Origin of the sequence: Klebsiella pneumoniae, from assembly GCF_000742135.1 — a bacterium.
GTDB classification, from domain to species: Bacteria; Pseudomonadota; Gammaproteobacteria; order Enterobacterales; family Enterobacteriaceae; genus Klebsiella; species Klebsiella pneumoniae.
Genome location: NZ_KN046818.1, coordinates 1,430,376 through 1,452,710 on the forward strand (window position 1 = coordinate 1,430,376; position 22,335 = coordinate 1,452,710).

The 22,335-nt window shown below is 56.9% G+C and carries 20 protein-coding genes and 1 pseudogene; 7 read left to right on the forward strand and 14 right to left on the reverse strand.

Translation table 11 applies throughout. From position 1 onward, the window contains the following. Positions 1 to 56: 56 nt before the first annotated feature. The 3 genes from DR88_RS18315 to DR88_RS18305 all read right to left on the reverse strand — a co-directional run bounded on the left by DR88_RS18315 (position 57) and on the right by DR88_RS18305 (position 1,358). Positions 57 to 323 carry a DksA/TraR family C4-type zinc finger protein gene (locus DR88_RS18315; protein ID WP_002895824.1) on the reverse strand — a complete coding sequence of 89 codons (267 nt, stop codon included), beginning with the start codon at positions 321 to 323 and terminating at the stop codon, positions 57 to 59. A gap of 20 nt (positions 324 to 343) precedes the next feature. Further along, the gene (locus DR88_RS18310; RefSeq protein ID WP_025860887.1) at positions 344 to 604 is read right to left on the reverse strand and encodes a YdgH/BhsA/McbA-like domain containing protein; all 261 of its coding nucleotides are present in this window, start codon (positions 602 to 604) and stop codon (positions 344 to 346) included. A 139-nt stretch (positions 605 to 743) separates the two neighbouring features. Next, complete coding sequence (locus DR88_RS18305) at positions 744 to 1,358, reverse strand: flavin reductase family protein (protein WP_002895828.1); 615 nt, start codon at positions 1,356 to 1,358, stop codon at positions 744 to 746. A gap of 96 nt (positions 1,359 to 1,454) precedes the next feature. Between DR88_RS18305 and rlmF the strand changes: the two genes are divergently transcribed. Beyond that, positions 1,455 to 2,369: a 23S rRNA (adenine(1618)-N(6))-methyltransferase RlmF gene (gene rlmF / locus DR88_RS18300; RefSeq protein ID WP_002895831.1), complete on the forward strand. Its 915-nt coding sequence runs from the start codon at positions 1,455 to 1,457 to the stop codon at positions 2,367 to 2,369. A 2-nt stretch (positions 2,370 to 2,371) separates the two neighbouring features. On the opposite strand, the gene ybiO is transcribed toward rlmF, so the two are convergent. The 6 genes from ybiO to rhtA all read right to left on the reverse strand — a co-directional run bounded on the left by ybiO (position 2,372) and on the right by rhtA (position 8,966). Then, positions 2,372 to 4,567, reverse strand: coding sequence for a mechanosensitive channel protein (ybiO, locus tag DR88_RS18295; protein ID WP_004142041.1), 2,196 nt, complete (start codon positions 4,565 to 4,567; stop codon positions 2,372 to 2,374). 111 nt (positions 4,568 to 4,678) lie between these two features. Next, a complete protein-coding gene (gene glnQ, locus DR88_RS18290; protein ID WP_025860890.1) occupies positions 4,679 to 5,401 on the reverse strand; it encodes a glutamine ABC transporter ATP-binding protein GlnQ in 723 nt (240 codons plus the stop codon). Further along, positions 5,398 to 6,057, reverse strand: a complete 660-nt coding sequence (gene glnP, locus DR88_RS18285; protein WP_002895837.1) for a glutamine ABC transporter permease GlnP — start codon at positions 6,055 to 6,057, stop codon at positions 5,398 to 5,400. The genes glnQ and glnP overlap by 4 nt, the downstream gene beginning before the upstream one ends. A gap of 125 nt (positions 6,058 to 6,182) precedes the next feature. After that, positions 6,183 to 6,929, reverse strand: coding sequence for a glutamine ABC transporter substrate-binding protein GlnH (gene glnH, locus DR88_RS18280; protein ID WP_002895839.1), 747 nt, complete (start codon positions 6,927 to 6,929; stop codon positions 6,183 to 6,185). Between the two features lie 408 nt (positions 6,930 to 7,337). After that, entirely contained in the window at positions 7,338 to 7,841 is a 504-nt protein-coding gene (dps, locus tag DR88_RS18275; RefSeq protein ID WP_002895841.1) for a DNA starvation/stationary phase protection protein Dps, read from the reverse strand. 237 nt (positions 7,842 to 8,078) lie between these two features. Continuing rightward, a complete protein-coding gene (gene rhtA / locus DR88_RS18270; RefSeq protein ID WP_002895842.1) occupies positions 8,079 to 8,966 on the reverse strand; it encodes a threonine/homoserine exporter RhtA in 888 nt (295 codons plus the stop codon). A gap of 351 nt (positions 8,967 to 9,317) precedes the next feature. On the opposite strand from rhtA, the gene ompX reads away from it, so the two are divergent. After that, complete coding sequence (ompX, locus tag DR88_RS18265; protein WP_002895845.1) at positions 9,318 to 9,830, forward strand: outer membrane protein OmpX; 513 nt, start codon at positions 9,318 to 9,320, stop codon at positions 9,828 to 9,830. 90 nt (positions 9,831 to 9,920) lie between these two features. On the opposite strand, the gene DR88_RS18260 is transcribed toward ompX, so the two are convergent. Together DR88_RS18260 and mntS are read right to left on the reverse strand one after the other, a co-directional pair. Next, positions 9,921 to 11,501, reverse strand: a complete 1,581-nt coding sequence (locus DR88_RS18260; protein ID WP_002895847.1) for a phosphoethanolamine transferase — start codon at positions 11,499 to 11,501, stop codon at positions 9,921 to 9,923. A 268-nt stretch (positions 11,502 to 11,769) separates the two neighbouring features. Next, positions 11,770 to 11,895 (reverse strand): manganase accumulation protein MntS, encoded by a 126-nt coding sequence (gene mntS, locus DR88_RS18255; protein WP_002895851.1) that lies wholly within the window; start codon positions 11,893 to 11,895, stop codon positions 11,770 to 11,772. Between the two features lie 185 nt (positions 11,896 to 12,080). On the opposite strand from mntS, the gene mntR reads away from it, so the two are divergent. From mntR to DR88_RS18235, 4 genes are all read left to right on the forward strand, one after another. After that, positions 12,081 to 12,554: a manganese-binding transcriptional regulator MntR gene (gene mntR / locus DR88_RS18250; RefSeq protein ID WP_004176765.1), complete on the forward strand. Its 474-nt coding sequence runs from the start codon at positions 12,081 to 12,083 to the stop codon at positions 12,552 to 12,554. Continuing rightward, complete coding sequence (locus tag DR88_RS18245) at positions 12,551 to 13,663, forward strand: anion transporter (RefSeq protein WP_004147703.1); 1,113 nt, start codon at positions 12,551 to 12,553, stop codon at positions 13,661 to 13,663. Before mntR ends, DR88_RS18245 begins: the two co-directional genes overlap by 4 nt. A gap of 169 nt (positions 13,664 to 13,832) precedes the next feature. Continuing rightward, a complete protein-coding gene (locus DR88_RS18240) occupies positions 13,833 to 15,209 on the forward strand; it encodes a glycoside hydrolase family 1 protein (protein ID WP_032443818.1) in 1,377 nt (458 codons plus the stop codon). A 68-nt stretch (positions 15,210 to 15,277) separates the two neighbouring features. Then, entirely contained in the window at positions 15,278 to 15,994 is a 717-nt protein-coding gene (locus DR88_RS18235; protein WP_004151705.1) for a GntR family transcriptional regulator, read from the forward strand. A gap of 145 nt (positions 15,995 to 16,139) precedes the next feature. Here the strand turns inward: DR88_RS18235 and ldtB are convergent, their stop codons facing one another. Together ldtB and DR88_RS18225 are read right to left on the reverse strand one after the other, a co-directional pair. Beyond that, the gene (ldtB, locus tag DR88_RS18230; protein ID WP_002895871.1) at positions 16,140 to 17,054 is read right to left on the reverse strand and encodes a L,D-transpeptidase; all 915 of its coding nucleotides are present in this window, start codon (positions 17,052 to 17,054) and stop codon (positions 16,140 to 16,142) included. A gap of 200 nt (positions 17,055 to 17,254) precedes the next feature. Continuing rightward, a pseudogene (locus DR88_RS18225) lies at positions 17,255 to 18,170 on the reverse strand (tyrosine-protein phosphatase). 48 nt (positions 18,171 to 18,218) lie between these two features. Between DR88_RS18225 and DR88_RS18220 the strand changes: the two are divergent. Continuing rightward, entirely contained in the window at positions 18,219 to 19,811 is a 1,593-nt protein-coding gene (locus tag DR88_RS18220) for an ABC-F family ATPase (RefSeq protein ID WP_002895876.1), read from the forward strand. A 155-nt stretch (positions 19,812 to 19,966) separates the two neighbouring features. On the opposite strand, the gene DR88_RS18215 is transcribed toward DR88_RS18220, so the two are convergent. Then, a complete protein-coding gene (locus DR88_RS18215; protein ID WP_004147709.1) occupies positions 19,967 to 22,330 on the reverse strand; it encodes a glycoside hydrolase family 31 protein in 2,364 nt (787 codons plus the stop codon). Positions 22,331 to 22,335: the final 5 nt, after the last annotated feature.

Below are 22,335 nucleotides of genomic sequence, written 5' to 3' on the forward strand. Positions count from 1 at the left end.
CAAAAAATGTGCGCGAAAAGATAATGCGAAAGGCTGTCATAATCGGTAAAGGAAAGTCAGCGTAGCTGGCTATCCTTGGATCCGCGACGATTATATCCTGAAAATGTATTGTTATGTAAATCTTTCTCCTGCTGGCACTTCACGCAGTATCTGACCCCTGGGATGGCCTGTCGACGGGCCTCCGGAATCGGCTCTCCGCATTCATCACAAAATTTGTTGCTTTCGCCGCGCGGAAGCTCGCGGCGGGCGCGAGCCACCGCATCGTCAATAGTGCTGTCGATCTGATCCTGTACGGCGCCGTCGCCTGCCCAACCTGATGCCATCGTCTGCCTCCTGTAAAAGGTTATTGATAAATTATAGCTGAACCGTACAGCCGGTTACCGCTGCTGGCGGCATTGATCCGCCAGACTATCGCCCCATGACGGTGGGCCTTATCCGCGAGGGCGGCCGCCAGGTCGTCCAGGGTGCTGGCGCCGAAGGCGGAGACGGTGCCGACAGGGCGGAGCGGCCCGGCATAGGGCAGTACGGGTGGCGGTGGCAGGGGAGAGGCCGCGGTGGCATGAGCGGTGAGCGCCGCGGCGAACAGCAGCGAGACGAATTTCATCAGCATATCCTCATAAACCGCATGGGACATAGCTTAAGTGTAGGTCTTTCCAGACCGCGCGACAGGGAATGTTTAATGCAAAACAGTGCGTTTTGCATGCTACCGGCGCAGGGGAGCGCTACTCTGGCCGGTAGATTATTTAGCGGGCGTCAGGGCGGATCATGTCAAAGCGCAGGCTGTCATCAATACCGTAATAGGCGCTCGGGCCACCGGCGCGCAGGATCGGCTGGGCGCGGGCGGTTTGATAGATACCGTTGTCCAGTAGTGATTCATCGATATGCACGGCGACCACTTCACCGAGCACCAGCCACGTATCGACAGGGTTGCCGTCGGCGGTGGTGAGTTGAATACACTGCGACAGACGGCACTCAAAGTTCACCGGACTCTCCGCGACCCGTGGAGCGCTGACCAGGCGGCTGGCGGCGGCGGTGAGGCCGGCGCGCACGAATTCGTCCTCATGGTGCGGAATCGAGGCTGACGTTTCATTCATCGCCATGGCCAGCGGTCGCGTCGCCAGGTTCCAGACGAACTCCTTTGTTTCGACGATATTTCGCACGCTGTCTTTCCAGCCGCTACTGGCGAAACCAATGATTGGCGGCCGATAGTTAAAGCAGTTAAAAAAGCTGTATGGCGCCAGATTACGCTGGCCCTCGGCGTCCTGGGAGGCGATCCAGCCTATCGGGCGAGGCCCGATTATCGCGTTCAGCGGGTCATGCGGCAGGCCGTGGCCCTGCGAAGGTTGATAAAAGTACATGCTGCACCTGTCACGGATAATGGAGATATCCAGACTCCCTTATTTACCGCGCCGCCGTCAACGGGTATCTTACGCGGCTGTTCAAAGGAGATTGTCATGAAAGCCCAGAAACCGGGGTTACACCCGCGTAACCGCCACCATCAACGCTACGACCTGCCCGCGCTCTGCCAGGCCCATCCTGACCTGCAGGGCTACATTACGCTCAATCCGCTGGGTGAGCAGACCATTGATTTTGCCAATCCGCAGGCGGTGAAGGCGTTGAATAAAGCGCTGCTGGCGCATTTCTACGCGGTCAAACACTGGGACATTCCTGACGGCTTTCTCTGTCCGCCGGTGCCTGGGCGGGCCGACTATATTCATCATCTGGCGGATCTGCTGGCCGGGGATAGCGGCGAGGTGCCGAAGGATGCCACGATCCTTGATATTGGCACCGGCGCCAACCTCATCTATCCCCTGATCGGCGCTCACGAGTATGGCTGGCGCTTTACCGGCAGTGAAATCAACCCGCAGGCGTTCGCCAGCGCGCAGGCGATTATCAATGGCAACCCGGGCTTGACCCGGCAGATCCGCCTGCGCCGGCAAAAAGAGAGCCAGGCTATCTTTCACGGCGTGATCCATAAAAACGAGACCTACGACGCCACGCTGTGTAATCCGCCGTTCCATGACTCCGCAGAGAGCGCCCGGGCGGGGGGCGAGCGCAAGCGCCGCAACCTCGGACTCGGCGCCGAAAGTGGCCTCAATTTTGGCGGTCAGCAGCAGGAGCTGTGGTGCGAAGGGGGCGAAGTAGCCTTTATCTCGCAGATGATCCGCGAAAGCCAGGCCTTCGCCCGCCAGGTGAAATGGTTTACCTCGCTGGTGTCGCGTGGCGATAATCTGCCGCCGCTCTACCGCCTGCTGACCGAGGTCGGCGCAGTGAAAGTGGTGAAAAAGGAGATGGCCCAGGGGCAAAAGCAAAGTCGCTTTATCGCCTGGAGCTTTATGGACGACGCCAAACGCCGTCGTCCATTCTAACGCTACTCGGCGGCCGGGCTGTCGGCGCCCGGCATCGGCAGCTGCTGCCAGGTCTGTACCGGCGCGCGAACCCCGGCGCGGTCGAAGTGCTTTTTCACCTGGGTGTCGAGGGCAAAACGCACCGTCCACTGCTTCAGCGGCAGGGTGGTGAAGCTGACGCGTAGCGTAAAGGCGGTATTGCTCAGCCCCACCAGCCCGGCGAACGACGGTTCGCCAATGATCAGACCGCGGATCTCCTCCTGGGCCAGCAGATCGTCCACCGCCGCCTTCAGCGCCTGGCTGGCTTTATCCAGATCCTCATGGCGGTCAACGTCATAGTTAGCCACAACCGAGCCAATGCCGCGCACGAAGTTGGCAAAGGTGGTGATCGAGGACCAAGGAATAATGTGATAGGCGCCGGTATCCTGACGTACCCCCACTGAGCGAATCGACATTCGTTCCACGGTGCCGGTCAAAGGACCGATGGTGACCAGGTCGCCGGTGTTCATCCCGTTCTCAAACTGGATAAATATGCCAGTGATAATGTCTTTGACCAGGGTTTGCGCACCAAACGAAATGGCCAGCCCTAACGCCCCGGCGCCCGCCAGCAGCGGCGCAATGTTTACCCCAATTTCCGAGAGCAGGATCATCACCGTGATGGTGCTGATCACCACCGCCAGCGCGTTGCGAAACAGCGTCAGCAGCGTCCGGGCCCGCGCGCTGGGCAGCGGACGGCCATGAATATCCGATGCCAGCCGGTTTTCAATCAGGCTGGCCAGAACCGTCCAGCCAATGGCAGAGAAGAAGAGGATCAGGGCGATGCGGATCAGCACATCCACCGTTTTTTGCCCGGCATCGTTGTGCAGCCATTCCCGGAAGTCAAACAGGCCCCAGGCGCTCAACAGCAGCATGATGGCGACACAGACGGTGAGAATGCGCGCCGCCTTCAGCGAGGCGGAGATCCAGCCATTTAGACGCTTTTGCAGTTCAGGGTAGTTGCGCTGAGTGGCGGGCGACAGGGTGATGGTTTTGGCTATCCAGCGCGACAGGATGCCAGACACCAGCGCCGCGCCGCCGATAATCGCCAGGCTTTGCAGGGTGGCGCCCATCATGAATTTCAGGCTGTTGCCCGGGTCGAACAGCGAAAAGAAAAAAAGCACCACAAAGTAGGCGCAGGCCAGCCAGTGCCAGACCAGCGCGAAGGCGCGGATAAACAGGCTAAAGAAAGCGAGTGAGTGGTCGGCCAGGTGGATCAACCCTTGAGTAATCACCGCTTTGTTATGAAAAATCAGGTACAGCGCCCACAGCGTAATGCACAGCATGATGACGACGTTAGCCAGCGCGCCAACCTGAACATTCACCTGATTGGAAATAATCGGCACCGCGACGATCAGACCGTAACCAATCAGGCTGCTGAGCGCGCTCAGGCGCAGGCTCCAGTATGACGCGGCCTCGTCGCTGAGGTTAAAGGGCCGCAGGGCAGGAATGCGCGGGCAGAAAATGAGCCGCAGAATAGCTTTAAAAAACTCGATCAGCGCGAAGGCGTTGAGGAAAAGGCTCTGCTGGAAGGCGATGGTAGGGTTATTCCCATTCAGGCGATCGCTTAGCAGCTGACCGACAAACAGGGTTAGCGCCAGCAGCAGCAGGTCGATGATAAACGCCCCGGCGATGGTCAGGGGCAGCTGAAGCCAGTTACCGCGATCGCGGTTTTTATGCCGTCCCCATTCGCCCATTTTGCGATACAGCGGCAGCGCCGCGAGGCGTACCAGCCACCAGAAGGCAAACACCAGCCCGGCCAGCAGTAAAAAATGCCAGGCCGCGCTGGTAAAGGTTTGCGGATTAAAGGGCTTATGCGGTGAGCCGGTGATATTGCGCCACAGCTGGGAAAAGCGTGATGAGAGCTGTTCGCCATATTCCCGGCTTATCTGGGTGACGTTCTCCAGTACCGTGGTCTCTTCTTTCACCGCCGGTGGCGTCAGCGTCGGGGTGCTGTCGGGCGGCGGCGTGGCGGCTGCTTTACGCAGCTGGTCAATGAGCTCCTGACGGGCGGAGTCGTTGGCCAGCACATCGGCCAGTGCGGCATAAGCCGCTCTTTTCTGTTCCACATCGGGTTCGCTGGCGCTGTTTTTATCAGTGTTAGCCGTCGGCACGCCGGGGAGGGTGGCGGCGGAAAGCGGGGCAGTAAACAGTGCAGCGAGCAAAAGCAGGATCCACGGCATGGGCACCTCCGTTGCAACGTAAACGGGTAAGTATAGAAGCCGCTGGCGGAAGGGGAGGGAAGAGGATTCTGGAAAAGCGGCTCTCATCGTGGGAGAGAGAGCCGTTGCGGGTCAGGCGACGTGTTGCAGGAATTCACGCAGGCGCGGGCTGGGCGGGTTCTTCACCAGCTCCTGGGGATTGCCGTCTTCAGCAATTCGTCCTTTGTCGATGAAGATTAGTCGCGAGGCCACTTTTTCGGCAAAGCCGATTTCGTGGGTCACAATCACCATCGTCATGCCCTCTTCCGCCAGGTCCTGCATCACCTTGAGCACTTCATGGCGCAGCTCCGGGTCGAGCGCGGAGGTCGGTTCATCAAACAGCATCATCTTCGGCTTCACCGCCAGCGCGCGGGCGATGGCCACACGCTGTTGCTGGCCGCCGGAGAGTTCGGACGGATAGTGATGCGCGCGCTCAGCCAGACCGACTTTCGCCAGCAGCTCTTTCGCCTGCTTCTCTGCCGCCTGCCTGCTGGCGCCGCGTACCCGCAGCGGGCCAAACATCACGTTTTCCAGCGCCGTGAGGTGCGGGAACAGATAAAACTGCTGGAAAACCATCCCGGCTTCCTGACGAATCAGACGTTCGTCCACCTTCGGGTCGTTGACCTTCAGACCATCGACAATCAGATCGCCGCTGGTGATCTCTTCCAGCTTATTGATGCAGCGCAGCATCGTTGATTTACCGGAACCGGAAGGGCCGATAATGACCACCACTTCACCCTGATTAATTTTCAGAGAGATATCGTGTAGCACCTGGGTCGGACCAAAGTGCTTGGAGACGTTTTTAAATTCAATCACAGGATTTTCATCCTTCTTTCAAGACGACGCAGAATAAAGCTCAGGACCAGGGTGATAATCAGGTAGATCACAGCTACGGCGCTCCAGATTTCCAGCGCGCGGAAGTTGCCCGCGATGATCTCCTGTCCCTGACGGGTCAGTTCGGCGACGCCGATGACGATGAACAGCGAGGTATCCTTGATGCTGATGATCCACTGGTTGCCCAGCGGCGGCAGCATGCGGCGCAGCGCCAGCGGCAGGATCACGTGGCGAATGGTTTCGCGACGCGACAGGCCAAGCGCCAGGCCCGCTTCGCGGAAGCCTTTATGTATGGAGAGCACCGCGCCGCGGGTGATTTCCGCGATATAGGCGCCCGAGTTTATCATGATGGTCACTACCGCCGCGGAGAAGGGGTCGATGCGCAGATCGCTAAAGGCCATCGGCAGCGCAAAGTAGATGAACATAACCTGCACCACAATCGGGGTGCCGCGAATGATTTCAATAAAGACCAGCGCGATGTGGTTGGCGATCCAGCCGCCGAAGCAGCGGGCGAAACCGGCCACCAGACCAATTATCAGACCGCCGGCCAGGCCGAGGACGGAAATCCACAGCGTCATTTTGGCGCCTTCCAGCAAAATCGGAATGGCAGGCCAGATGGCACTCCAGTCAAACTGCATAATACGTTCCTGTTACCGTGTCGAGAGCAGAGGAAAGCCTCCGCCAAAATACCGTCTCCCGCTGAGCCTGTGCCGGAAGACCGTTGTGGGGTCGCCGGACCTCGGTCCGGCGAAGTACGTTTTTATTATTTGGGTTCAGTGCCGAACCATTTTTTATAAATTTCGTTATAGGTACCATTGTCGCGCAGCGTTTTCAGCGCACCGTTCACTTTCTCACGCAGCTCGTCGCTGCCTTTCGGGAAGGCGATACCGTAGTTTTGCGCTTCCAGTGATTCGCCTACCGCTTTGAACTTACCGTTGCCCGCGGTTTTGATGAAGTACAGAATATTCGGCGTATCGTGCAGCACGGCATCCGCGCGACCGGTTCCCAGCTCCATATAGGCGTTATCGATGTTCGGGAACTGACGCAGATCTTTGGTTTTGATATTGGCTTTCGCGTAGTCAACGGAGCCGGTGCCGCTCTTCACCGCGACCACTTTACCGTTCAGATCTTTGACATCTTTGATGTCGTTATTATTAGCGTTGACCATCACCAGCAGGCCGCTTTTATAGTAGCCGTCGGAGAAGTCGATCGCTTTTTTACGCTCGTCGGTAATGGTGATCCCCGCCAGCGCCAGATCGATATTTTTGGTTTGCAGCGCCGGGATAATGCCGCTGAAGTCCATTGGCTTCAGGGTGTAGTCGAGCTTCAGCTCTTTGGCGATAGCCGCCCACAGGTCAACGTCAAAACCCACATACTTATCGCCTTGCTTAAATTCGAACGGGACGAACGCCGTATCGGTGGCGACAACCAGGGTCTTATTAGCGGCATGGGAAGAAACCGCAAAAGCCAGGGTCAGTGCAGCCAGTGAAACTTTAAATACAGACTTCATAGCATTTCCTTTTATATCCACGGGACGATCCCCTGCGAGAACGACTAGCCTAATGAAAAAATCGTGCCACTTTTACAAGCTGTTGTTTTTCAACAAACGAAGCGTAAGTCGTTGCACAAGAACGATCATTTCAGGCAGTGACTGCACCATGATGGGGCGTCATTTTGGTGCGTCATAAGGGTGCTGAATTACCAGCCCATTTTTAGCGCAAACCCTGATGGGAAAACAATCTCGACGTAACGATTGTGTGAGGTGATTATTACAATCTTTTTACTTTTGCGCGCATTTTCATCAATCTGGTGCCCTGAAACGGTGCAAGGCCAGTGGGGGATGAAAAGCAAAGGATGGAATATAGGGCAGGGAGAAACGCTGAGGCGCCGCCGACCGCGCTGGGCCGGCGGCAAAGCCTTACTCGATGTTGGCTTCAATGAACCACAGGAATTTATCCAGATCGCGGGAAGCCGCGGTGAAGATATCTGCAGTGTCTTCGTCTTTTGCTTCGTCGATCGCCTTACGCACATCGTTCGCCACTACCGCGTAGCGGTCAGCCAGGGCTTTCAGGTGATCCTGAACGTGATGGATGTCCAGTGGGTAGCTCTGCAGCGGGGTTTTGCTGTTAATGACCTGAGTGGTACCCAGGGCGACGCCGCCCAGCTGCACCGCGCGCTCGGCCATGGTGTCCAGATGTTCGGTCAGCGCGGTACGGAAGCCATCCAGCATTTCGTGCACGGCGATAAAGTTCGCACCGCGCATATTCCAGTGTGCCTGCTTGGTGATAAGTGACAGGTCAATGAACTGGATCACCTGGCGATTCAACAGCTCAATGGTCGCTTTCTTTTCGCTGTCAGCGACATCGTTGCGGGTATAGACCAGATTAGACGCTTTTGATTTAACCAGTTTTGCGGTACTCATCGTTTCATATCCTCTTGATATTGATGCTCATCACACTTCAGATCTGAATGATGTGGAGCGTTGTCCCAAATGACTTCGGAAATAAGTATAGCAAGGGTTTTCAAGAGTGAGGCATCGGCAGGCTATATCACTCCGATAGCGCAAAGTGGTTGGTTATTTTAAAAATATTTAAATATCAGGTATTTATATTTGGCTGAACGGCCCGGATTTCTCTCGGGCCGGCGCCGTAACAGAATGTTAATTGATATCGACCTGCTCGACTTTACTCTGCCGTTGCATAGTCAGCGTGGCGCCCATCGAGGCGATAATGATCGCGCCGAGCGCCAGGGTCTGGGAGAGCTTCAGCGTTTCACCGAGGAAGATCATACCGGAGAGGGCAGCTAACGCTGGCTCAAGGCTCATCAGCGTGCCGAAGGTGCGCGTCGGCAAGCGCGTCAGGGCCATCATCTCGAGGGAGTAGGGCAGCGCGGTGGAGAGAATCGCGATCCCCAAACCCAGCGGCAGCAGCGACCACTGCCACAGCGTATCGGTGGCCTGCGCCATGCCTAACGGCACAAACACCAGCGAGGCGATGAGCGACCCCATCGCTACCGTGGCTGGACCATGCTCTTCACCGGCACGCTGTCCGGTCAGAATATAGACCGCCCAGCACGCCCCGGCGCCGAGGGCGAACAGCGCGCCGGTTAAATCGACCTGCGCCACGTTCTGCCCCAGCGGCAGAAGATACCATAGTCCGAGGATCGCCAGCGCCACCCAGACAAAATCCAGCGGGCGGCGCGAACCAAACAGCGCCACCGCCAGCGGGCCGGTAAACTCCAGGGCCACCGCCACGCCGAGCGGAATACGCTGCAGGGATAAATAAAAGAGATAGTTCATCGCCCCGAGCGCCAGGCCGTACAGTAGCAGCGGCACGCGCTGCGCCGGGGAGAAACGTAGCCGCCATGGCTTGAATACCACCACCAGAATCAGCGTTCCCAGCGCCAGACGCAGGGCGGTGACGCCCGGGGCGCCGACCACCGGGAACAGCGATTTAGCAAGCGATGCGCCGCTTTGAATCGAGGTCATGGCGACTAAAATCACCAGTATCGGCAACCATGCCGCCGCTTTTCTGGATGGACCGGGCATCCTTTCTCCTGTCAGGTTTTGTCAAAAGGGGTAAAAGTTCCAGTGTACTGGAATTACCTGCCGGCGGTTGAGCTAATGTTGAAAAAAACAGGGGCAAAAACAGTACAATGGCGAAAACTGCTGAGAAATTCACCAGGCGGTTAGGATTAATCTGGATGCTTGCGAATTTCTTAATGAGCGTTAAGATGTAAGTTAACGCCAAAAATTGTTGTTTTCCATATTGTTACAGAAATATGGAAACTTTTGGTTACATGAAAAAGTATGTTAGACAATGTAAACTCCAAAGAGTTTCCCAAAAGTTTTTGATATATTTAAGGCTTAGGACTTATTAGAAACACATTTGAGGTGGTTATGAATAAAATTGCACGTCTTTCAGCACTGGCCGTTGTTCTGGCTGCATCCGTAGGTACCACTGCATTTGCTGCAACTTCTACCGTAACCGGCGGTTACGCGCAGAGCGACATGCAGGGTAAAGCGAACAAAGCTGGCGGTTTCAACCTGAAATACCGTTACGAGCAAGATAACAACCCGCTGGGCGTTATCGGTTCCTTCACCTACACCGAGAAGGATAACAACAGCAACGGTACTTACAACAAAGGTCAGTACTACGGCATCACCGCTGGTCCGGCTTACCGTCTGAACGACTGGGCAAGCATCTACGGCGTAGTGGGTGTTGGTTACGGTAAATTCCAGAACAACAACTACCCTCATAAATCCGATATGAGCGACTACGGTTTCTCCTACGGTGCTGGTCTGCAGTTCAACCCGATCGAAAACGTTGCTCTGGACTTCTCCTACGAGCAGTCTCGTATTCGTAACGTTGACGTCGGCACCTGGATTGCTGGCGTGGGTTACCGCTTCTAATCACTCCGGTGATATGAAAAATCCGCCTCTCGGGGCGGATTTTTTTTGCCTGCTGACGGCCGGCCCGGGCGACTGGCCGGGCCGGCGCGATTAATTGACTGTGAACTCATCGGTACCGAGGTGAGCGTAGTCCACCTTCTGCAGCTGGAAGTTGGTGATGTACACCGGACCGGCCTTTTGCTCAGAGATAAACCGATAGCGTGGGGTGATTTCCGCCGCCTGGATCCCGGTCCACTGGGAGAAGAAACTGAGGAAATCATTCGCCGAACGCTGCGCCTTAATCACTTTATGCGCTTTGTCATCGCTGGATAGCACCATAAACGGCACCTGGAAGTTCTGCTGGAACTTATCATCATGCGCCAGATACTGCACCTCTTTGCCCCGTTCCTTGAACGCCAGACCATGATCGGAAAAATAGGTCAGGGAAAAAGTGTCACCGGAATTTTGCAACTGATGATAAAGCTTAGCCAGCAGCGAATCGGTCTGCGTCATGCTGTAGAGGTAGCATGAGGTCTCTTTCGACTGAACGAAAACCGTGTATTTGCCCTTGGTCCGATCGCAGGCCTGTGGGTGAGAGCCCATCAGGTGCAGGACAATCAGCTGCGGCTGGGTACGCTGGGTTGAGAGCACCTGCTCGGTCAGCTTCAGCAACTGCTCGTCCTGGGTGTTTTTATTGGCTTCGAAATCGCCGTTTTTCAGGAACTGTACTTCATCCGCCCGTTTGGCGATGCTGGCGATAGCGGTGTCGTACTCGCCAATTTGCCCCTGATTGGAGAACCACCAGGTCTGGAAACCGGCGCGGTTGGCGAGGGTGACAAAGTTATCCTGATACTGTGGTTTGCCATCGACCACCCGGTTAAGCGTCAGGCCGAGCGATTTCTGCGTTGAGCCGCTGGCGGCGATGTAATTGTTAAACAGATAACCGTTTACCGAGCTGGCAAACGGCGTGTTGTCCCAATGGCCACCGAAAGCGCCGAGGGCATCGCGGCGCGCGCTTTCACCGATCACCACCACATAGAGATGGTATTTTGGCTTTACCGCCAGCACGTGCCAGCTGTCTTTCATGCCAGCCAGCTGCGCCATCCGCGCCTGTTCGTCCAGCACCTCGTTGTTATTCACCACCACGTCTTTGACAAAACGAAAGGCCGGATAACCGGTGTCAATCACCTTGAATACACCGCCCCAGGCAAGGTTTTGCACCGGCTGGAGAAAGAAGATCCCGATGCTGAACAACAGGCCCAGCGTATCCATTTTTCCCCAGCGTGATGGCTCAACGATCCTACGACGAACCGCAATGACCCCGAGAGCGAAGATGAAGACCGCCAGCAGATAGTTGTACCACGGGAAGATGGTCAGGATTTCCGTAGACTCTTCCACGTTGGTGGCGTGCAGCGCCAGCAGAGTGTTGAAGTTGGGGGCACCGTAGGCCTGGCCAAAGGGATAGTACAGAGCCGCCAGCAGGGAATAGGCGCCGACCACCGCTTTCTGGACGCGCGGAAAGGCGCGCCACAGCAGATGTAACACGCAGGTAAATGCCACGGTATAAAGCAGGCTAAATTCATAGCCCAGCGCCAGGTTAATTAACAGCGACTGTAAAAAGTAGAATCCCGTCCATGGGTTCAGTGCCAGTCGGCGGGCGACCAGCGTATCTTTCAGGGTGGTGACATTCATAGTAAACAATCAAAAAGAGGCCATGCGCATCCCCTGGCGTCAAGGGGTAAAACCTGCTGGACAGTGCGTGAAGAGGGTCTCTGCGAGCCGCGAATGTGGCAGGGCTGTGCAAAGATAGGGCTTGTAAATGGTAAGGTCAACCAGACATAACAGATTGTTTTGCGAGGGCGCTTACAAAACTTGAAAAAAGGTCAGGGAAACGGGGGGAACCGGTCATTTTACCGGCAGAAAATGACAGAAAAATGAAGCGGCGTACCGCGACGCCGCCTTAGGAATTGGGTTTGCCCTGCTGCGGTTTACCGTTGATCATCTCGCACAGCATACCGATCAGCATCAATCGTACTTTAAAGGGGGAATGGCTAAACACGTTTATGCACCTCTTGAATTCATTCATCTGCTCTCCTCCTGCCAGTTCGCTCCGTCATTCCCTGATGGATGTTTGCATTATATACAGATATAGCACAGGCTATATTTTATAGCTATGGCTAAAACGTTAATTTTTTGTGCTCTTGGCGCAATCCATTACAATGTGGATCTTTTTATATGATGCTTGACGCGTCACACGAATGAGGAAGCACAATGAACCGTCGCGCAGGTAAGCCAATAACAAAAAAAGTGACGCAGTTAGTGAATGTTGAAGAGCACGTGGAAGGGTTTCGCCAGGTGCGGGAAGCGCATCGCCGCGAGCTGATCGATGACTATGTGGAGCTGATCTCCGATCTGATCAACGAAGTGGGCGAGGCGCGCCAGGTGGATATGGCCGCGCGTCTTGGCGTTTCGCAACCGACGGTCGCTAAAATGCTCAAACGCCTGGCCAGCGTCGGTCTTATTGAACAGATCCCCTGGCGCGGGATCTTCTTAACCCCGGAAGGTGAGAAGCTAGCCCAGGAGAGCCGCGAGCGCCATCAAATCGTGGAGAACTTCCTGCTGGCGATCGGCGTCAGCCCGGAGATTGCCCGACGTGATGCGGAAGGGATGGAGCATCACGTGAGCGAAGAGACGCTGGCGATGTTCCTGAAATTTACCCAAACACAGGGATCTCAGGAAGCATGACTCTTCCCTTCGTCCAGTCGCTGCTGCGCGATCGTTTTCTCCATTTGCTGCTGATTATCGCCTGCGTGCTCAGCGCCATCGTGCCGTTTGTCCCGGCAAGCTGGCCGGCGGCCATTGACTGGCATACCATCGTCACGCTTAGCGGCCTGATGTTGTTGACTAAGGGGATCGAACTGAGCGGCTATTTTGACGTGCTGGGCCGAAAAATGGCCCGCCGCTTTGTGACTGAGCGCCAGCTGGCCATCTTTATGGTGCTGGCGGCGGCGCTGTTGTCTACCTTTCTTACCAACGACGTTGCGCTGTTTATTGTAGTGCCGTTGACGCTGACGCTAAAAAAATGGTGCGCCATCCCGGTGAACCGGCTGATTATTTTCGAAGCGTTGGCGGTGAACGCCGGTTCGCTGCTGACGCCGATCGGCAACCCGCAGAATATTTTGCTGTGGGGACGATCCGGCCTCTCTTTCTTCGGGTTTATCGGTCAGATGCTGCCTCTGGCAGCGGCGATGATGCTGACCCTGCTGGCGCTGTGCTGGTTCTGTTTTCCGGCGAAGCGGCTCAGTTACCAGAGCAGCGACAGGGCGCTGTCATGGCAACCCAAGCTCGTCTGGAGCTGTCTGGGACTGTATGTGGTGTTTCTGACGGCGCTGGAGATGAATCAGGCCCTGTGGGGGCTGGCGCTGGTGCTGCTGGGCTTCCTGGTGCTGGCCCGGGCGGTGATCGTCCATGTCGACTGGTCGCTGTTGCTGGTGTTTATGGTGATGTTTATTGACGTCCATCTGCTGACCCAGCTTCCGGCGCTGCACCAGGTGCTGAGCGGGGTGGGGACCCTCTCCGGCGGTGGACTGTGGCTGACCGCTATTGGCCTGTCGCAGGTGATCAGTAATGTGCCCTCGACTATTCTGTTGCTCAACTATGTCCCGCCGTCAATACTGCTCGCCTGGGCGGTTAACGTGGGCGGCTTTGGCCTGCTGCCGGGCTCGCTGGCCAATATTATCGCCCTGCGTATGGCCAGCGATCGGCGCATCTGGTGGCGCTTCCATCTCTACTCCATTCCAATGCTGCTATGGGCGGCACTCAGCGGCTACTGGCTCTTCAAACTCAGCGCCTGATCTCAACAGAATCGCGCCATCATTCACTTCGATCGCCAGGATCGCCTTTCGGGGCGATCTTTTTTTGTCCGGCTCACAGAAACCGATCCCGGCCTTTGCTTACCTTTTCACTTTCCGGTATATGACTAGTCATTACGTTTAAATGACTAGTCATATACCGAGGCGCAGCATGAAGAACAGACTACCGGCAGATTTTTTATGGGGAAATTCCGTCTCCAGCATGCAGACGGAGGGGGCGTGGAACGAGGGTGGCAAGGGGATGTCGGTGTATGATATCCGTCAACCGGCGGAGTTCGCCTCCGACTGGAAGGTGGCGACCGACTCTTATCATCGTTATCGGGAAGATTTCGATTTGATGCAGGATCTGGGCATGAACTGCTACCGTTTTCAGATCGCCTGGAGCCGGGTGTGCCCTGACGGAGATGGCGAATTCAATGAACAGGGGATTGCCTTCTACCATCAATTTATAGATGAACTGATCGCCCGCGGCATTGAGCCGATGATCTGCCTGTACCACTTCGATATGCCGCTGTCGCTGGCGGAGCGCTACAACGGTTTTACCGACCGCCGGGTGATGGACGCTTTTATCCGCTACGGCCAGAAGATGATCGCCTGCTATGGCCACAAGGTGAAATACTGGCTCACCTTTAATGAGCAGAATCTGTACCATTCGCCGGAAGCGTTTCTGATTTCCGGCTATCTGCAGGGGGAGAAGACCCTGCGCGAACTGTATCTGATCCAGCATCATGTCATGATGGCGCACGTCCATCTGACTCACTATCTGCACCAGACGAAGCCGCAGTGTCAGATGGGCGGAATGCTGGCTCACGCTCTGGTCTATCCGGCTACCTGCAAACCACGCGATATCCTCTGCGCCCAGCAGCTGGATGAGTTCTTAAACCAGAACCTGCTGCGCGCCTACGCGGGTGAGGGTTATAGCCCGGAGGTGATGCATTTTGTCGCCGCGGAAGGGTTCGATGATATCTATCGTCCGGAGGATCTCGCCCTGATGGCGACGGTGAAGGTCGATTATCTGGCGTTCAGCTATTACGCCAGCCGCACATTGAACAGCGACGCGATCCCGCCGGGAACGGCGGTCAACAACTATATGCTGTTTGGCAACCAGGATAACCCGTTCCTGAAAGCGACGGAATGGAACTGGCAGATTGATCCGCTGGGCTTCCGGACGATCATCACTCGTTACTATAACGATTGGCGCCTGCCGGTGTTCCCGATTGAAAACGGCATCGGGGTGATTGAGTCCTGGGACGGCGAACATCCCATTGCCGACGATTACCGCATCGCTTACCATCGCGACCATATCAACGCCATGAAAGCGGCCATCTTTGAGGATGGGGCGCAGGTGATCGGCTATCTCGGCTGGGGATTAATCGATATCCTGAGCTCACAGGGCGATATGCGTAAGCGCTACGGCGTGGTGTACGTCAATCGCGAAAACCATGACCTCAAGGACCTGCGGCGGGTGCCGAAGAAGAGCTATGCATGGTTGAAGCAGGTGTTCCGCAGCAACGGCGAAGCGATGTAACGCTGCCCTGGCGGTCAGATGGTGCATCCAGCCCGCCAGCCACTCACTGAATGGATAAGGACCGGGAAATGACGGCGAAGTATCTGCAAATCGCGCGGGAAATAAAAAAACGCATCATCAGCCAGCAGTATCCTGCCAGCGCGCCGCTACCCGACCAGTTTGCGCTGGCGGCGGAGTTCAGCACCAGCCGGATGACCATCCAGCAGGCGATGCGCCAGTTAATCGTCGAAGGGCTGATCTATACCCGAAAAGGGCAGGGCACCTTTGTGCGGAAAAATTTCCTTCAGCTGTCGCAGTGGGAGCTGCCCGGCAGCGACTATTTCGGCGCCACCAAAACCTGGGAGCATCTTGGCGAGGTGCAAAGCGAAGTGGTGCGCTTTGCGGTGCGCTTTCCCAGCGACAAGGAGCAAAGTTCGCTGCTTATCGACGCCGATGCCCCGGTGTATGACTTTGTTCGCCTGCGGCTGCTCAACGGCGAGCCGGTATCGCTGGATCTGACGGTCATGCCGGTGGGGCTGGTGCCGGGGTTAACCAAAAGCCATCTGGAAGGTTCCGTGTTTCGCTATGTGCAGGAGACGCTGGGGCTGAAGCTGATGGGATCTTACCGCGTGGTGCGGGCGATGAAGCCCGGGGAACTGGATAAACAGCATCTTCACTGCGAACCGACCGATCCGGTGCTGGAGGTGGAGCAGGTTATCTATCTGGAGGATGGCACGCCGCTGGAGTACGCCCACTGCCATTATCGCTACGATCACGGCGGGATTATTCTGGTGAATAACGGCTAGGCCGGGGCTCCTGCTGGCGCTGCGCATAGCGGGGTTACGGCGTGGTAGGGTTTGGTAGCCCGGGCGAGCGTTAGCCGCCTCGAGGGAAAATGCCGATAAAAAAACGGCGGGCATCAGGCCCGCCGTTTTTCTTGTCATGCACAACTTAGTTCAGACGCACCGGCATACCGGAGCGGTTCTGGATAGCCTGCTCAACCACGTTCTGATCGACATCAGACTGGCTGGTAACTGCCTGTACCGGCTGAGTCAGGGTGATCGGCACGATCTCGCCGCCCTGGAACTGCGCTTCGGTGGTCGACAGCGGGTTGTGCACCTCGATGTAACGGCTGCCGTCCGGCTCGGTGGTCGCTTTTACCGGCTCATCGATAAACTGTACGCGGGTGCCGACCGGCACGTTCTCAAACAGGAATTTGATGTCATCGTTACGCAGACGCACGCAGCCGTGGCTCACGCGCAGGCCGATACCGAAGTTAGCGTTGGTGCCGTGGATGGCGTACAGACGGCCGATATACAGCGCGTACAGCCCCATCGGGTTATCCGGACCGGCCGGTACGACGGCTGGCAGCGGGTTGCCGGCGGCGGCGTATTCAGCATGCATTTTGGCGGTCGGTGTCCAGGTCGGGCCGGCCTTCTTGCGTTCGACTTTGGTGGTCCAGTTGATCGGCGTATCTTTACCTAACTGGCCGATACCGATCGGCAGAACGATCACGGTATTGGTGCCTTTCGGGTAGTAGTACAGACGCATTTCCGCGCTGTTGATAATGATCCCTTCATGCACGGTATCCGGCAGAATCAGCTGCTGAGGGATGTTCAGGACGCTACCGCCCTTCGGCAGGTAAGTATCCACCCCCGGGTTGGCTTCCAGCATGTTGGAAAGCCCCATCTGATATTTCGCCGCGAAGTATTCCAGCGGCTGTTTGTTATCATCCGGAATGGTAATGACCTGATTCTGACCAACCAAACGGCTGCCATCGGTTGGCAAAGGATAGGTGACAGCAGACGCTGTATTGCAAAAGCCTACGATGGCGAAGGCTGCCGCTAAGAGTGTAGATAATTTCATAGTCTTTAATGTCGTGTGCGAAATCAACGCCACACAGGCCTTTGTTAATGATTGAGACAGTAGATGGGAGCGCATTATATGTGCATTCCGCTGAACAGGTAAATCAGATGTGTACGAAATCACATTTTTTTCCCTGTCGCCTCGGCTGCCGCGGTCCGGCAGGCGGCCGAAGCATCGCTCGCCGCGCGGGTAAAGGGCGGTTACTCTTCCAGCAGCCGGGCCTGCAGCGCGGCGCGAACCGGCGCGGTAAGCTGGTACTCTGCCGCCAGCCAGGCGTCGACGGTGCCATAGCGCTGGTGAATAGCCGACAGCGCGGCGGCGAGATAGGACTCTTTTACCGTCAGAATATCCGCCAGGCTTTGGCGCCCCTGGGCAGTGAGGTCGTTGCCGAGCAGCTCCAACATCCAGGCCTCCACCTGCGTCAGCATGCCGTGGGTAAGGAGATACTCCTCCATCACCGTTTCGCTGTCGCAGCCGACGGCGAACAGCGTTAACGCGCAGCCGACGCCGGTGCGATCTTTGCCGACCGCGCAGTGTTGCAGTAAAGCGCCTTCAAAAGGCGTGGTCAGCCAGGCGGCGAGCTGGCGATAGGCCGGGTTGTTAAACGGCAGCTGGCGGTAGAGTTGCAGCATAAACTGCTCGCCGTTCAGCGCGTTAAGGGTGGCGGCATTCAGCTCGGTGACCTTCGCATTTACCTCGCTCACCGGCGGATTGGCCGGCGCGTTAAGATAATGGGTAAGCGGGCTAAGCTTGTCCGGAGTACGGGCTACCTCTCCGGGGTCGCGATAGTCGAGCACCCGGCTGAGCGGCAAAGTATCGAGGTGGTTGAGATCCTCCGCCGTTAACCGGTTTAGCGCGCCGGATCGCAATAGCTTGCCGCTGCGGACGCGGCGTCCGTCGGCGGCAAGCTGGCCGCCCAGGTCGCGAAAATTGATGCCGCCCTGCAGGGATAAAAAAGCCGGGTGTCGCGATAGGCTGCTGGTCATGGGACTCCTTATAAATACGTACAGAATAACCGTTTGAGCGCGGGTTTCCGGCTCATCTGACAAAGACCTTAGCACAAGCGCCGCGGTGGAATTTACCGCAGGCCGTGAAAAGTGTGTCATTTGCTGGCATAATGTCTGCTGTATCACACCCCTCATACTCTTTTTTCAGGATATCCCCGTGCTAGTATCCAGCAACGTTACCATGCAGTTTGGCAGTAAGCCGCTGTTCGAAAATATCTCCGTTAAATTTGGCGGCGGCAACCGTTATGGTCTGATCGGCGCCAACGGCAGCGGTAAATCGACCTTTATGAAGATCCTCGGCGGCGATCTCGAACCGACGCTGGGCAACGTTTCTCTCGACCCGAACGAGCGCATCGGTAAGCTGCGTCAGGATCAGTTCGCCTTTGAAGCGTTCACCGTGCTGGATACGGTCATCATGGGCCACGGCGAGCTGTGGGAAGTGAAGCAGGAGCGCGATCGCATCTACGCCCTCGCTGAGATGAGCGAAGAAGATGGCTACAAAGTGGCCGACCTGGAAGTCAAATATGGCGAAATGGACGGCTACTCGGCGGAAGCGCGCGCCGGCGAACTGCTGCTCGGCGTCGGCATTCCGGTTGAACAGCATTATGGCCCGATGAGCGAAGTCGCGCCGGGCTGGAAGCTGCGCGTCCTGCTGGCGCAGGCGCTGTTTTCCAATCCGGATATCCTGCTGCTCGATGAACCGACCAACAACCTGGACATCGACACCATTCGCTGGCTGGAGCAGACGCTGAACGATCGCGACAGCACCATGATTATCATTTCGCACGACCGTCACTTCCTTAACATGGTCTGCACCCACATGGCGGATCTCGACTACGGCGAGCTGCGCGTGTATCCGGGCAACTACGACGAATACATGACCGCGGCCACCCAGGCGCGTGAGCGTCTGCTGGCGGACAACGCCAAGAAAAAAGCGCAGATTGCGGACCTGCAGTCCTTCGTTAGCCGCTTCAGCGCCAACGCCTCTAAATCGCGTCAGGCCACCTCGCGCGCGCGCCAGATTGACAAAATCAAGCTGGAAGAGGTTAAAGCCTCCAGCCGTCAGAACCCATTTATCCGCTTCGAGCAGGATAAGAAACTGTTCCGTAACGCGCTAGAAGTGGAAGCCCTTACCAAAGGCTTTGATGAAGGTCCGCTGTTCAAAAACGTCAACCTGCTGCTGGAAGTGGGCGAAAAGATCGCCATTCTGGGCGCCAACGGCGTGGGTAAATCCACCATGCTGAAAACCCTGGTAGGCGAACTGCAGCCGGACAACGGCAGCGTGAAATGGTCTGAAAACGCGCAAATCGGCTACTACGCGCAGGACCATGAGTACGAGTTCGAAAACGACCTGACGGTCTTCGAATGGATGAGCCAGTGGAAGCAGGAAGGCGACGACGAGCAGGCAGTACGCAGCATCCTCGGCCGTCTGCTGTTTAGCCAGGACGATATCAAAAAGCCGGCGAAGGTGCTTTCCGGTGGCGAGAAAGGGCGCATGCTGTTCGGTAAGCTGATGATGCAGAAGCCAAACATCCTGGTGATGGACGAACCGACCAACCACCTGGATATGGAGTCGATTGAATCGCTGAACATGGCGCTGGAGATGTATCAGGGCACCCTGATCTTTGTCTCCCACGACCGTGAGTTTGTCAGCTCGCTGGCGACCCGCGTCCTGGAGATCACTCCGGACCGCGTGATCGACTTCAGCGGCAACTACGAAGACTACCTGCGCAGCAAAGGTATCGAGTAATCCCTGTCCGTTACCCGGGTAGCGGCTACGCCTTACCCGGGCGACACGCGGTGCCGTTTTTTTGTCGGGTGGCGGCTAACGCCTTACCCGACCTACGGTTCTTGCGACCTGCCTTTAATGTCTTCACCGCGCTGGCTGAAACTACCGGCCTATGGTCAGAACCTCCACTCCGTTCCTTCAACGCCATTCACCAGCAGCTTACGCTTTTCTCCTACCGGTAATGACAGCTTCAGCGCTTTCCACGCCGGGCGATAGTTGCCGCGGGCGTTGATATCCAGGTTTATGCTGCTGGCGCTGCAGGTCATTTCCCACTCCAGCCATAGCGCATCCCCCTGTTTATAGCCCCAGCTTTCGCCGTCGTCTTCAAACAGCAGACCGCGGGTTGAGCCGGTACCTTTCAGCGGGAACAGCTGCAGTTCGCGACGATCGTCTTTTTGCGCATCGACATGGCTGATACGTTCACTAAGCGGCAGACCGGCGCCGGCGCGGACCAACAGCGGCAGTTTTTCCAGCGGCGCGTCCAGCGTCACCCACTGGCCGCCGGCGAACCACTGATGGCTGTAGAAATCGTACCAACCGGCCTGATTATCTGGCAGCCATACTTCACGCTGGCGGGCGCCCGGATCGACCACGCTGGCCACCAGCAGGTCGCGGCCCAGCAGGAAGTCATCGCATTCGGCGAAGGTCTGCGCATCGTGCTGGTGATCGAGGAAGGTCGGGCGGAGCATCGGCTCATCATCAGCATGCGCCTGCCATAGCAGAGTGTACAGATAGGGCAGCAGGCGGTAGCGCAGCTCAATGGCTGAGCGGATCGCCGGAGTGATGGCCGGATACATCCATGTTTCGTTTACCGTCTGGTCGTCATTCCACGAGTGAATGGTAAAGCGCGGATGCATGACGCCATTTTGTACCCAGCGCACAAACAGTTCCGGCTCGGGTTTATCGCCGGAGAAACCGCCGACGTCGTGGCCGACGTTAAACAGCCCGGAAAGGCTCATCCCTAGGCCCATGCGGATGTTATAGCGCAGCGTATCCCAGTTGGTGCGGTTGTCGCCGCTCCAGGTCTGGACGTAGCGCTGCATCCCGGCGCAGCCGGAGCGGGAGATCAGATATGGGCGCTTTTGCGGCGCAAAGCGCTGCTGGGCTTCCAGCGAGGCGCGCATCATCAACAGCGGCATCACCGGGCGAATATGTTTGATGGCGATTTCGCGGCCAAAGCCGTAGCAGCGGGCTTCGCCGTCCCATACTTCGTATTCGTTATTATCGTTCCAGGTCGAATCGATGCCCATCTCCAGTAGCTGGGTGGTCACGCCTTCCTGCCACCAGGCCACGGTTTGCGGATTGGTGAAATCGAGATGCGACCCTTCATCATCCCAGAAGCTGGAACGCTCCGGAGCGTCAGTTTGCGAATCGCGAATGAAGAGACCGCGCTCCGCCACCTCGCCGTAGCGCGGGTGATCCTGCAGCAGGCACGGTTTGATATTGGCGGCCAGCTTCAGCCCGGCATCGTGAAACGACTGGCTCATCACTTTGGGCTGCGGCACCTTGTCGTAGTTCCAGTTAAAGACGTAGCGCTTGCCGTTGATTGAGGTATAGCCGGAAGAGAGCTGGAACGAATCGCAGGGGATCGCGTGCTGCTCGCACAGGCGGATAAAGTTCATCAGCTGATTTTGCGCATCCGGCGCGTCGGTATAGTGCATGGTGGAGCCGCTGTAGCCGAGGCTCCATTTGGGTCCAAACAGCGTTTTACCGGTCAGGCGAACGAAGGCTTTGGTCACATCCAGCACCTGCTTACCGGTAAACAGGTAATAATCGATGTCGCCGGCTTCCGCCTGCCAGCGGCGATAGGCGGTGTGGTAGTTGTCGATCTCGTTCCCCAGATCCAGCCAGCAGCTGCTCAGGTTGTCATAGAACAGGCCGTAGCTGATATCGCTGCGCTGGGTGATGGTGAACGGAATATGTTTATACAGCGGGTCAGTGCTGACGGCGTTGTAGCCCATGGCATCGAGGTTACGCATCTCATAGCGTTTACCGGTGCGCTGCAGGTCGCCGGCCTTTTCGCCCAGGCCGTAAAAACGCTCATCTTTGCGGCGGCTCAGATAATGGGCGACGCCGTCGCCGTGGGCATTCGCCAGGTAGGCGCTGGTCGGACGGTCATTGGCAAGCGGCTGCCATTCGCCGGCCTCGTCGCGATAGCTCCACTCCAGCCACAGCGGCTGGTGAACGGTGACGCGCAGCTGGCGGGTGGCGATAGTCAGCGTATCGCCCTCCTGGGCCAGCTGCCAGGCCGGGAGACTAAAACCGCTGAGGTCATCCCGGGCGCGGCCTTCCCACGGCACATCCTGCTGCGGAGCGATGCTCCAGGTGCGATCCAGCGCCAGCTGGCCCTGGCGTTTTAGCAGGACGCGGAACAAATTCTCTTCCAGTACATACAGGCACAGGGTGTGCTGGCCATCGACCGTCAGTTCAACGTGATGCTCCAGCTGTTGATGCAAACTCCAGTGTTTCAGCGTCTTCATATCTT